Here is an 11,590-nt window from a genome sequence, read left to right on the forward strand (position 1 = left end):
TGACCCGCCTGGCCGGCCGCCGACAACGGCCGCAAGATACCGCCATGCCGACCACCGCTGAAGACGACCGACCGGCGACCGCGTCCCCCCTGCTGTCCTGGGTGGAGCGTCCCGGACCGGGGGTGGTCCGGTTCGCCGCCGCCGGTGACGGCTGGGACGAGTGGCCGTACCCCCGGCTGGCCGCCGCGGTGCGCCGGGTGGCCGGCGGACTGCGCGCCGCCGGGGTGCGGCGCGACGACCGGGTGGTGCTGGTCGAGCCGACCGGCCCGGGCTTCGTCGCCGGCTACTTCGGCACCATGCTCGCCGGCGCGGTGCCGACCCCGGTCGCACCGCCCGCGCTCGGCCAGGACCTGGCCGGCTACCTGGAGCACGTCCGGCACATCGTGGCCACGGCCGCGCCCCGGCTGGTGGTGACCGGCGGGACGCTGGCCGAGCCGCTGCGTCCGGTCGCCGGGGACGCGGGCGTGGTCCGCACCGCCGACCTGCTCGACGGCGCCGACGAATCGGCCGGGGACCGGCGCGCCGGGCTGGCGCTGCTCCAGTTCACCTCCGGCTCGACCGGCCGGCCCCGGGCGGTACGCGTGCCGTTCGCCGCGCTGGAACACAACGTCGCCGCGATCGGCCGGTGGCTGCGCCAGGGGCCGGCGGATCCCACCGCCTCCTGGTTGCCGCTGCACCACGACATGGGACTGATCGGCTGCCTGCTCACCCCGGTGGCGCACCAGGGCGACCTGTGGCTGCTGACCCCGCAGCAGTTCGTCCGCGACCCGCTGCGCTACCTGCGCTGCTTCGGTCAGCGGGGAGCCCGGCTGACCGCCATGCCGACCTTCGGGCTGCGGCACGTGGTCGACCGGGTCCGCCCGGAGCAGCTCGCGGGGCTGGACTTCGCGGCCTGGCGGGCGGTGATCGTCGGGGCCGAGCGGGTCTCCCCCGCCGCGCTGGAGGACTTCTGGCGGCTGCTCACGCCGCACGGGCTGGACCGGCGGGCCCTGCTGCCGGCGTACGGCCTGGCGGAGGCGACCCTCGCGGTGACCGGCGGCGCGCTGGACGAGCCGTGGCGCACGGCCCCGGTCGACCCGGCGCGGATCCCGCTCGGCGGCCCGCCCGGCGCGGGCCCGGCCGCCGCACCGCTGGTGGGCTGCGGCGCCCCGCTCGACGGCGTGTCGGTGCGGATCGTCGACGACGCCGGTCACCCGCTGCCCGACGGGCGGGTGGGCGAGATCGAGGTGGGCGGGCGCTGCGTCGCGGCCGGCTATCTCGGCGACCCGGCCGGGACGTCCGCCCGGTTCACCGGCGACGCCCTGCGCACCGGTGACAGCGGCTTCCTGCACGACGGGCAGCTCTACGTCCTCGGCCGGCTCGGCGACAGCCTGAAGCTGCGCGGCCGCACCCTGTTCGCCGAGGACGTGGAGGCCGCCCTGGAGGCCGCCGGCCTGCCCCGGCACCGGCACACCGTCCTGCTCGGACACGCCGACCGGCCGGTGGCGATGGTGCTGCTGGAGAACGCCGAGCCGGACTGGGAACGGCGGGCCGGCGCGGTCGTCGGCCGACTCACCGAGGGTGCCGAGTTGATCGCGCTCCGCGTTCCCGTCGGTACAATCCTGCGGACCACCAGCGGAAAGCCGAGACGCCGCGTGATGTGGCAGCGCTTCCGCGACGTCAACGGAGGGAGCCACCGTGCACGGTGAGGTCGACGCGCTGGTCATCGGCGCCGGGGTGAGCGGGCTGAGCACCGCCATCTGCCTACAGGAGGCGGGGCTGCGGGTGCTCGTCCGGTCCGCGCAGCCACCGGAACGCAGCACCTCGATGATGGCCTCGGCGATGATCGGGCCCAGCTTCGCCGGCCCCGGCGACCCCGCGCTCGGCTGGCAGCGCGAGACCGTCCGCCGGCTCACCCCGGACACCCCCGGCGTACGGGTGCTGGACGGGCGGATGGCGGCCCGGCCGGCCGGGATGGTCCCGCCCGGGGTGGAGCGGTTCGAGGGCTACCGCCCGTGCCGCCCGGAGGAGCTGCCCGAGGGCTACGGCACCGCGTTCTGGGTCCGCCAGCCGGTGGTCGACATGCCGCCGTACCTGCGACACCTCGCCGACCGGTTCACCGCCGCCGGCGGGCGGCTGGTGCTGGAACCGGTGCGCTCGCTGGACGAGGCCGCCGAGGTCGCGCCGCTGGTGGCCAACTGCGCCGGCCTGGGTGCCGCGGAGCTGACCGGCGACCGGCAGCTCAAGCCGGTACGCGGGCCGAAGATCGTGGTGGCGAACCCGGGCATCGAGCACTTCTTCATCGAGGCGCCGCTGGGGCCGATCTGGGCCGGTTTCATCCCGCACGGCGACCGGGTGGTGCTCGGCGGGACCCACCGCGACTCCGACGACACCACACCGGACGAGGCGGAGGCGGCCGAGATCATCCGCCGGTGCGCGGTGGTCGAGCCGCGGCTGGCCGACGCGCCGGTGCTGGAGCACTCGGTCGGGCTGCGGCCGGGCCGGCCCGCGCCCCGGCTGGAGCTGGAGAAGCTCGGCCGGGCGCGGATCGTGCACAACTATGGCCACGCCGGCACAGGGGTCATGCTGTCGTGGGGATGCGCCAAGGAGGCGGCCGACCTGCTGGTCTCGTGACGCGGGTCGGGCCGGCCCCACCGACGGAGAAGGGACATCGGGCATGACGGACTCCCGGCCCGACGAGTCGCAGCTGATCTCGGAAGCCGTGGCGTACGCGGCGGGACTGGACGTCTCGGCGGTGCGCCGGGAACTGTCCGCCCCGCAGGGGCCGCACCGCTGGCCCCGGCACCGGCTCAACGAGGTGGACCTGGAGTGGCGGCGCTGGCGGCTGCGCCGCTGGCTCGCCGCCGACGACGACCCGCCCGGCTCGATCAAGCTCTTCGAGCGGCTCGCGGTGGCCGCCGGGTTGCCGCCCGCGGCCACCGCCCCGCTCGCCGCCGAGGTTGGCGGGGCGCTGACCACGCTCAGCTACGACGAGATGTTCCCGCAGGGGCCGCTGATCGCCAAGGCGATGCAGGCCCGGGTGGTCCGGCAGGTCGCCGCCCGGGAGACCGACGAGCAGTACGCGGCCATGATGCTCGCCTCCACCCGCCGCCGCGCGGACTACCTGCGCAAGCTGCCCGACGACACCTGGTGGATGATCGGCGACCTGATCTCCGAGTCGACCCGGCGGGCCTGCGTGGCCGAGATCGCCACGCTGCCGGCCAGCGCCGGCGCCGCGTACGACGGCGGGCTGAGCCCCGGCTGGGACAAGGAGCACGACGCCCTGGTGAGCCGCTCCTGCAACGCCTACCTGGGCGCCGGGCCGACGCTGGTGGCCATCCACGAGGACCCGGCGCTGGTGGCGCAGATCTCGGCCCGGATGGGCCGGCGGATGTACCCGACCCGGTGCACCTACCTGGAGTACCGGCCGGGCGACTTCCTCGGCGTGCACACCGACCAGCCGACCTGCGAGGTGTCGCTGCTGTTCACGGTGGACGGCGAGCCCGGCCCGATGCGCTCCTACTTCGACCGGACGGCCACCGATCCGGCCGCGCTGCACCGCTGGGTGCATGACAACGGCCAGTTCCCCGACGGCGGCCGGGACTTCGTCTACCGGCCCCGGGAGGGTTTCGCGCTCACCGGCCGGGCCGTGCCGCACGCCCGGCTGCCGCAACAGGAGAGCGCCTTCATCGGCGCGCTCTTCTACAGCGGCCTGGTCTGACGACCCGACGCCCGGCCGGCCGAGCTACCGCGGCGCGGTCGGTGGGCGCCGGCGTACCTGGACCGCCGTGTACTCGGCCAGCCCCAGCCGGCCGCCCTCCAGCCCGATCCCGCTGCACTTCATGCCGCCGACGGGCTGGTCGGGCCCGAGCAGGGCGTGCCCGTTGACCCAGACCGTGCCGCACTCGAGCCGGTCGGCCACCGCCCACGCCCGGTCCGGGTCGGCCGACCAGACCGACCCGCCGAGCCCGTACGAGCTGGCGTTGGCCCGGCGCACCGCGTCCTCGACGTCCCGGTACGGCACCACCGGCAGCACCGGCCCGAACTGCTCCTGGTCGACCACCGGGTCGCCGTCGTCGACGCCGGTCAGCACGGTCGGGGCGTAGTACAGCCCCGGCCCGTCCGGCGCGGCGCCGCCGGCCGCCACCCGGGCGCCCCGGGACCGGGCCGCGGCCACCAGGTCGGCGATCCGGGTGAACTGCCGCCGGTGCGCCAGCGGCCCCAACTGGGTGCCCTTGGCGGTCGGGTCACCGACCCGGGCCGCCCGGGCCCGGTCGGCCAGCGCGTCCACCAGCCGGGCGTGCAGCCGCCGCGGCGCGTACAGCCGCTTGATCAGGACGCACGCCTGCCCGTTGTTGGCGAACGAGTCCCAGAACAGCCGCTCGGCCAGCTCGTCCGGGTCGGCGTCGTCGAGCACCACTGCCGGGTCGTTGCCGCCCAGCTCCAGCACGTACCGCTTCAGGTCGCCACCGGCCCGGCCGGCGACCCGGCGCCCGGCCGGCACCGAGCCGGTGAACGTGACGTGCGCGGGCACCGGGTGGGCCACCACCGCCGCGCCCAGCGCGTCGTCCCCGCTGAGCACGTTCACCAGCCCGGGTAGCAGCACCTCCGCGAGCACCCGGCCCAGCTCCAGGGTGGCCAGCGGCGCGTACGGGGACGGCTTCAGCACCACCGCGTTGCCGGCCCGCAGCGCCGGGGCCAGTTTCGCCGCGGCCACCGCCACCGGGAAGTTCCACGGCGTGACGGCGGCGACCACTCCCAACGGGCGGCGGACCAGCTCGGCGTAGCCGCGCCGGTCGTCCTGGAGCACCTCCGGAGGCAGCTCCAGGTCGGCGTGGTGGCGCAGGGTGGCCGCGGCGGCGTACGCCTCGCCGACCGCCAGCGGCAGCGGCTTGCCCATCTCGGCGGTGACCAGCGCGCCGATCCGCCCGGCGGCGGCACCGACCGCCTTGGCGGCGGCGCGCAGCCCCTCGCGCAGCGCCGTCTCGTCGGCGCTCCACCGCCGCCACGCCCCGGCCGCGGCCCGCATCGCGGCGTCCACCTGCTCCGGGCCGCAGACCGGCGCCAGCCCGCAGACCGCGCCGGTGGCCGGGTTCACCACCTCGACGTGCCGGTCGCCGGGCACCGCGGCCCCGTCGATCGTCATCGGCACCGGTTCCATCACGCCGCCCCCGCCAGCGCGGCGACGTGGATCGACGGGTACGTCGGCGCGAAGCCCAACCCGGCCCGTGCGGCCGTGGTGTCCACCTCGCCGCCGAACTGGTCGGTGTCCAGCACCGGCGCGTCGGCCGACTCGCCGTGCGGCAGCGTCACCTGCCCGGCCAGCTCGGCCAGCTCGGCGGCGGTCACCGGCGCGTCGTCGGCGATGTTGAACACCCCGGTGGCGCCGGCCTCCAGCGCGTGCAGCACGCTCTGCCGCACGTCGGCGTGGTGCACCAGGTGCAACCGCTGGTCGGCGGGGGCCCGGCGGGCCCAGGCGAACGCGTCCACCAGGTGCGGGTCGCCTTCGCCGTAGGTGTAGGCGACCCGCAGCACGCACACCCCCAGCGGGGTGTCGAAGTAGCCGGCCACCGCCCGTTCCGCGCCCAGCTTCGCGGCGGGGAACGGCGCGCCGGCCGGGTCGCGCACCGGGTCGTCCTCCCGGGTGGCCCGCCCGGGCGTCGGGCGGTAGATGAGGTAGCTGCTCAACTGCACGAACCGGCGGGCGCCGGCGGCCAGCGCGGCGGCGGCGAGCCGGTCGGTGGCCAGGTGGTTGAGCCGGTCGGCCTCCCGCGCGTCGATGCCGGTGAACGCGCTGGCGATGTGCACCACGGCGTCCATCCCCTCGACCGCGCGCCGGCAGGTGTCCGGGTCGGTGAGGTCGCCCACCACCAGATCCCGGTTGCCGCCGGCGGGGCCGCCCGCCGGGTTCCAGACGGCCAGCCGCAGCCGCAGCCCCCGGGCCCGCAGCAGCGGGATGAACCGGGCACCGACCCGGCCGGTGGCGCCGGTGAGCAGGACGGCGGTCATCGGACGGCCGCCAGCTCGTCGGCGCCGTCGTAGACCGGCCGCCCGGTGGCGGCCAGCCGTTCCAGCAGCGTGACGCCGTGCCCGGCCGGCGGCATGGCGAGCATCTCCCGGCGCAGCCGTTCGGCGTTGGCCCGGTACAGCGGCTCGTCGAGCACCGCGCGGACGGCGGCGCGGACCTGCCCCGGGTCGAGGGTGCGGTGGTCCAGCCGCACCGCGGCGCCGGCCGCGGCGAGCCGGTGCGCGTGGTACGGCTGGTCCACCGCCACCGGGATCGCGACCATCGGCAGGCCGTGCCGCAGCGCCCCGACGGTGGTCAGGTAGCCGGCGTGCTGCACCACCGCGGCGCACCGGGACAGCACCGCCTCCTGCGGAATGTAGGGGGCCGCGTGGATGTTCGGGCCGATCGCGGCGAGCGGGGCCGGGTCCACCCCGGACCCGACGGTCAGCACCACCGACACGTCCTCGTCGCGCAGCGCCTCGGCGACGGTGGCGAACAGCGGCCCCACCTGGTTGAACGCGGTGCCCATGGTGACGTAGACCAGCGGCCGGTCCGGCAGCGCGTCGAGCCACGCCGGCACCTCGTCGCCGACCTGGTAGAGCGGCGGCTGCACCAGGTGCGCCACGTCCGGCTCGGCCGGGCCGTCGAACCAGCTCAGCGGGTTCGCGGTCAGCGGCTGCCAGCTCGGCAGGTACGCGTCGAGGTAGAGGTAGGGGTAGAGCCGTGCCAGCCCCGGGTCGGCGGGCACGCCGAGCCGGCGCCGCGCCGCGTTCCAGGGTTCGGCCATCACCTCGGCGAGCACCGGCCGGGGAAGTCGCGGCAACTGCCCGAGGGCCGCGTACGGCACCCCGGCCGCGTCGGCGGCGAGCGGCGCGGCCCACTCCAGCGACTCGTGCAGCACCACGTCCGGGCGCAGCTCGCGGAACAGGTCGACCAGGCCGGCCACCATCGAGCCGGTGGCCAGGCTCATCAGCCGCAGCCGCCGGCGCGGGTCGTCGAACGCGCCGGCCCGGGGACCGTCGGCGAGCCAGGCCGGCCCGACCTCCCGGACGGCGAACCCGGCGCGGGTCACCCAGTGCCCCATCCCCCGGCCGGTGGCCACCACCACCTCGTGCCCGGCGTCCACCGCGGCCCGGGCGAGCGGAGCGACCGCGTGGAAGTGGCCGACCGCCGGCTGACACGTGACGACGAGTTTCATGCCACCGCACCTCCCTGGCGCCAGTCCTCGCGGTAGCCGCGAGCGGTGATGCCGGCGACGCAGCCGGCCAGTTCGCGTCCCCGGGGGCCGCGCACCACGGCGTCCGGCCGCCCGCCGCCGGCCACCTCGGCGACCACCGCGGCGGTGGCCCGGGCCAGCTCCGCCACCTCGGCGTCGCCGACCCGCCGGAAGCCCAGGTCGTTGGTGCCGATCCGGATGCCGCTGGTCTCGGCGGCCGGCCGGGGGTCGCGCGGGACGAGGTTCATGTTGACCAGGACGCCGAGGCGGCGCAGCACGTCGGCGACCTGCCGGCCGGTGACCGCCACCGCGCGCAGGTCGGCCAGGACCAGGTGGCTGTCGGTGCCGCCGGAGACCACCGGCACCCCGTGTTCGGCCAGCGCCCCGGCGAACGCCCGCGCGTACCGCACCACCCGGCGCATCGCCGCGGCGAACTCCGGGCGGGCGGCGAAGCCCAGCGCCACCGCCTTGGCGGCGATGCCGCCGAAGTCCGGCGTGCCCTGGAAGCCGGGGAAGACCGCCCGATCGAGCGCCCGGGCGCTGAGCCGGGACGACGCCCCGCGCAGCAGCAGGCCGCCGCGGGGCCCGCAGAGCTGCTTGTACGTCGAGGTGGTGATCACGTCGCAGTGCGGCACCGGTGACGGGTGCGCGCCGGCGGCGACCAGCCCGCTGACGTGGCTGACGTCGGCCATCAGCAGCGCGTCCACCTCGTCGGCGGCGGCCCGGAACGCGGCGAAGTCCAGCTGCCGGGGGTACGCCGAGCCGCCGCAGATCAGCAGCCGGGGCCGGACCTGCTTGACCAGCACGGCCAGCGCGGCGTAGTCGATCAGGCCCCGCTCGTCGACCTCGTAGTAGCTGGCGGTGACCCGCTTGGCGATGCTGGCGCCCCGGGAGACGTGGGTCAGGTGCCCGCCGTGGTCCAGTTCCAGGGCCAGCACGGTGTCGCCCGGGTCGAGCAGGCCGTAGAGCACGGCGAGGTTGGCCGCCGAGCCGGAGAGCGGCTGCACGTTGGCGTGCGGGGCGCCGAACAGCCGCTCGGCGCGCCCGCGGGCCAGCTGCTCGACCTGGTCGACCACCTCGGTGCCCGGGTGGTAGCGGCCGCCGGCGTACCCCTCGGCGGTCACCGAGCTGAACAGCAGCGCGTGCGCCACCAGGGCGGCCGGCAGGGTGGGGCTGGCGGCGGCGACCAGGTTCAGCGTGCCGCGCTGGCGGCGCAGCTCGGCGTGGGCGAGGCGGACCAGCGGGGCGTCCCGCCGGTCCAGCGAGACCAGCGCGTCGGCGCACCAGGCGCGCACGGCGGCCAGGTCGGCCCCGTCGGCCAGGCCGGCCGGGGCGTCCAGGCCGGTCACGGCGTGGCCCAGGCGTCGGTGCGGGCGCGCAGCCGCCGGACGATCTCGCCGACCAGGGCCCGGCGGTGCGGTTGGAGGAAGAAGTGGTCGCCGGTGAAGACCCGCACCTCGCACCCGGCGCTGGTGACGGTCCCCCAGCCGGGCAGCACGGCGAGGTCCACGTCCGGGTCCGCGTCGCCGCTGACCGCGAGGACGGGACAGGTCAGCGGCGGACCGGCGGCCGGCCGGTAGGTCTCGCTGAGCCGGTAGTCGGCGCGCAGCACCGGCAGCACCAGGGCGCGCAGCTCCGGGCTCTCCAGCACGGCGCGGCTGGTGCCGCCGGCCCGGGCGACGTCCGCCCAGAGCGCGTCGTCGTCCATCAGGTGCACCGCCCGGGACGGGTCGAACGGCGCCTGGCGGCCGGAGACGACCAGCAGCGTCGGGGGCGTGCCGGCGGCCGCCAGCCGGCGGGCCACCTCGTAGCCGACCGCCGCGCCGAGGCTGTGTCCGAACAGGACCAGCGGCATGTCGGCGACCGCGCGCAGCACGTCGGCGTACCGGTCGGCCAGCTCGCCGAGGTCGGTGGCGGGCGGCTCGCGCAGCCGGTCCTCCCGGCCGGGGTACTGCGCGGCCAGCAGCTCGACGTCGGCCGGCAGCTCGTCGGCCCACGGCCGGAAGAAGCTGGCGCTGCCACCGGCGTGCGGGAAGCAGGCCAGCCGCGCGGTCGCCACCGGCACCGGCCGGTAGCACTGGAACCAGGGCGCCGCCGCCCGGCCCGGATAAACGTTCACGTCAGCACCTCGTGCTCCCCCTCGATCAGGTCACCGGCCGCGAGGAACCGCGGCTCGTCCCGGCGGACCAGCTCCACCGGGCCCAGCAGCTGGGTGATCTCCCGGGTCAGCTGGCACAACCCGAGGTGGTACTGCCCGTCGGCCATCGGGTCGGCCCCGCGGGCCACGTCGTCGGTGAGCCGCCGCACCGCGACCCGGACCGCCTCGGGCCAGAGCGTGTCGAGGGTCTGCGCCCAGCTCGGCGCGGCCGGCGGCCCGATCGGGGTGGTGCCGGCGAGGGCGAGATGGTCGACGCCGAGCCGGTCGAAGCCGGCCGCGCCGGCCGCCTCCCGGGGCAGGTGCGGCCGGACGGTCCAGAGCACCGGCCCGGTGCTGGAGACCAGGGTCAGCTGCCCGCCCTCGGTGCCGATGGTGATCCGGTGCCACAGGTGGGCGTGGTTGTCCGGCTCCCGCGGGTCCATCTGGTGCTGCACCCGCAGCGTGGTGGGCACCCCGGCGAACACCCCGTCGAGGCTGCGGAACGGCACGTCCAGCGGCGTCATGGCGCGCACCGCCGGCGGCAGCGGGACCGGCGGCGCGAAGCCCCACGGCCGCAGCCGGCCGAGCGCCGCGCCGAGCACGTCGAGCAGCGGGTAGAGCACCTGGACGCTGCCGGCCGCGTCCACGAACAGCGGCGGCTGCCGGCGCAGCAGCGCCCGGGCCGCGGCGACGAACCGGCGCACCGGCGCCACGTGCACGTGGTGGCTGTTGAGCCGGTACGCGACCCGGTTGGCCCGCGCGGCGCGCAGGCACCCGGCCAGCTCGTCGGCGTGCAGCGGGTGCTCCTGGAGCACGTGGATCCCCCGGGACATCAGCGCCCGCGCCAGCCGGGCGCCGGGCCCGCCGGTGATCGCCGAGCCGACCACCACGCAGGCCACCGTGACGTCCCCGGGCAGCTCGTCGGGGTGCCGGTAGAGCGGCACGCCCCACCGGCGGGCGCAGGCGGCCGACCGGTCGCTGCCCCGGGCCAGGATGCCGGCCAGCTCCACCGGCGAGTCGGGCGCGGCGAGCCCGGCGAGGTAGACGCGGCCGAACCCGGTGCCGCAGACCACCGCCCGCGGCCGGGTCACAGCACCCCCTCCTCGACCGTCGCGACGTCGGCGGCCGTCCCGTCGAACAGGTCCAACGCGCGCACCACCCCGGTGGCCCGCAACGCCTCGACCAGCTCGGCCGCGGCGAGCCCCTCGGCGGCCAGGTGCGCGCCCGGCGGCACCCGGCCGGCGAGCACCTGCGCGGCGGCCAGCGCGCAGACCGTACCGGTGATCTCCGAGGTGTCCGCCGAGCGCAGCACCAGGGTGCGGGTGCGCTCGGCGCCGTCCGGCCCGGTGCCGCCCAGCTCGAAGACGAGCAACTGGTACGGGCGCTTGCCGAACATGTCCAGCTCCGCCGCGGCGGCCAGGTCCCGGGCGGCGGCGCTCAGGTCGCCCTCCCCGCTCATGGCGCCCTGCAACCGGCTCAGCGTGGCCATCATCGCCGCCCCGCCGTCGAAGACCGCGTGCCAGCGCAGCTCGGTGAGCCCGAGCTGCACGGCGAGCCGCTCCCCCTCGTAGCCGAGGTACGGGTAGGCGGTGACCCGGCCGGGGAAGAACGGCAGCTCCACGTCGGTCAGCGCCCCCGCCGCCCGGGTGACCCGCCGGCCGTCCAGCCAGACCGCCTGCGACTCCTCGTCCCGGGTACCCAGGCTGAGCAGGTAGTCCACCGCGCCGGCCGGGGTCAGCCGGTCCATCACCCCCACGTGGACCACCAGCCGGCGGGGCCGGTGGAACTCGGTGGCGGCGAGCCAGCGGGGCAGCAGCCCGGTGAGTCCCGGCATCAGGCCGGCGGTGACCAGCGCGGTGCGGTCCTGTTCGGCGAGCCCGAGCGGGGTGAGCCGGTCCAGCAGCGGCAGGTCGCCACCGGCGTCGACGTAGTCGGCGCCGGCGGCCAGGGCCGCCCGGGCCACCCGGTCGACCACCAGGTACGACGCGGCGCTGGCGTTGACCACCAGCCGGCAGCCGGCGCAGAAGCGGCGCAGCGCCTCGTCGTCGTAGACGTCCACCGCCATCGCCTCGGCCCGGCCGGCCAGCTCGCGGCGGACCAGGTCCTCGGCGGCGGCCAGCCGGCGACCACCGATGCGCAGCCGGTACTCCGGCCCGAGCAGCCGGTGCAGCCGGCGGGCCGCCGCGCCGCCCACCGCGCCCGACCCGCCGACCACCCCGACCAGCGCGCTCACCGGAGGCCACCCTTCGTT

Annotated in this window: 10 protein-coding genes; 3 read left to right on the top strand and 7 right to left on the bottom strand. The window is 77.1% G+C overall.

Annotated elements, in window-relative coordinates:
• The first annotated feature begins 44 nt into the window (after window positions 1-44).
• Genes Q3W71_RS14865 through Q3W71_RS14875 form a run of 3 tightly spaced genes read left to right on the top strand, consistent with a single transcriptional unit; the run spans window position 45 to window position 3,700 of the window.
• Window positions 45-1,688, top strand: coding sequence for an AMP-binding protein (locus Q3W71_RS14865; protein WP_302919903.1), 1,644 nt, complete (start codon window positions 45-47; stop codon window positions 1,686-1,688).
• Window positions 1,678-2,613 carry an FAD-dependent oxidoreductase gene (locus Q3W71_RS14870; protein WP_302919904.1) on the top strand — a complete coding sequence of 312 codons (936 nt, stop codon included), beginning with the start codon at window positions 1,678-1,680 and terminating at the stop codon, window positions 2,611-2,613. The genes Q3W71_RS14865 and Q3W71_RS14870 overlap by 11 nt, the downstream gene beginning before the upstream one ends.
• Window positions 2,614-2,656: 43 nt before the next feature.
• Window positions 2,657-3,700 carry a hypothetical protein gene (locus Q3W71_RS14875; RefSeq protein WP_302919905.1) on the top strand — a complete coding sequence of 348 codons (1,044 nt, stop codon included), beginning with the start codon at window positions 2,657-2,659 and terminating at the stop codon, window positions 3,698-3,700.
• Between the two features lie 24 nt (window positions 3,701-3,724).
• Here the strand turns inward: Q3W71_RS14875 and Q3W71_RS14880 are convergent, their stop codons facing one another.
• Genes Q3W71_RS14880 through Q3W71_RS14910 form a run of 7 tightly spaced genes read right to left on the bottom strand, consistent with a single transcriptional unit; the run spans window position 3,725 to window position 11,572 of the window.
• Window positions 3,725-5,125, bottom strand: coding sequence for an aldehyde dehydrogenase family protein (locus Q3W71_RS14880; RefSeq protein WP_302919906.1), 1,401 nt, complete (start codon window positions 5,123-5,125; stop codon window positions 3,725-3,727).
• Between the two features lie 14 nt (window positions 5,126-5,139).
• The gene (locus tag Q3W71_RS14885) at window positions 5,140-5,988 is read right to left on the bottom strand and encodes an NAD(P)-dependent oxidoreductase (RefSeq protein WP_302919907.1); all 849 of its coding nucleotides are present in this window, start codon (window positions 5,986-5,988) and stop codon (window positions 5,140-5,142) included.
• Window positions 5,985-7,184 carry a glycosyltransferase gene (locus Q3W71_RS14890; protein ID WP_302919908.1) on the bottom strand — a complete coding sequence of 400 codons (1,200 nt, stop codon included), beginning with the start codon at window positions 7,182-7,184 and terminating at the stop codon, window positions 5,985-5,987. The genes Q3W71_RS14885 and Q3W71_RS14890 overlap by 4 nt, the downstream gene beginning before the upstream one ends.
• Entirely contained in the window at window positions 7,181-8,551 is a 1,371-nt protein-coding gene (glyA, locus tag Q3W71_RS14895) for a serine hydroxymethyltransferase (RefSeq protein WP_302919909.1), read from the bottom strand. The genes Q3W71_RS14890 and glyA overlap by 4 nt, the downstream gene beginning before the upstream one ends.
• The gene (locus tag Q3W71_RS14900) at window positions 8,548-9,321 is read right to left on the bottom strand and encodes a thioesterase II family protein (protein WP_302919910.1); all 774 of its coding nucleotides are present in this window, start codon (window positions 9,319-9,321) and stop codon (window positions 8,548-8,550) included. Before Q3W71_RS14900 ends, glyA begins: the two co-directional genes overlap by 4 nt.
• Window positions 9,318-10,430 carry a Gfo/Idh/MocA family oxidoreductase gene (locus Q3W71_RS14905; protein ID WP_302919911.1) on the bottom strand — a complete coding sequence of 371 codons (1,113 nt, stop codon included), beginning with the start codon at window positions 10,428-10,430 and terminating at the stop codon, window positions 9,318-9,320. Before Q3W71_RS14905 ends, Q3W71_RS14900 begins: the two co-directional genes overlap by 4 nt.
• Entirely contained in the window at window positions 10,427-11,572 is a 1,146-nt protein-coding gene (locus Q3W71_RS14910; RefSeq protein ID WP_302919912.1) for a saccharopine dehydrogenase NADP-binding domain-containing protein, read from the bottom strand. The genes Q3W71_RS14905 and Q3W71_RS14910 overlap by 4 nt, the downstream gene beginning before the upstream one ends.
• Between the last annotated feature and the right edge of the window lie 18 nt (window positions 11,573-11,590).

It is taken from the genome of Micromonospora sp. C28SCA-DRY-2 (genome assembly GCF_030519475.1).
GTDB lineage: Bacteria > Actinomycetota > Actinomycetes > Mycobacteriales > Micromonosporaceae > Micromonospora.

Bases quoted from the DNA above. Each gene is read 5' to 3' on its own strand.
- Q3W71_RS14880 (WP_302919906.1), bottom strand. From the start codon at position 5,125: ATGACGATCGACGGGGCCGCGGTGCCCGGCGACCGGCACGTCGAGGTG.
- Q3W71_RS14885 (WP_302919907.1), bottom strand. From the start codon at position 5,988: ATGACCGCCGTCCTGCTCACCGGCGCCACCGGCCGGGTCGGTGCCCGG.
- Q3W71_RS14890 (WP_302919908.1), bottom strand. From the start codon at position 7,184: ATGAAACTCGTCGTCACGTGTCAGCCGGCGGTCGGCCACTTCCACGCG.
- Q3W71_RS14865 (WP_302919903.1), top strand. From the start codon at position 45: ATGCCGACCACCGCTGAAGACGACCGACCGGCGACCGCGTCCCCCCTG.
- Q3W71_RS14875 (WP_302919905.1), top strand. From the start codon at position 2,657: ATGACGGACTCCCGGCCCGACGAGTCGCAGCTGATCTCGGAAGCCGTG.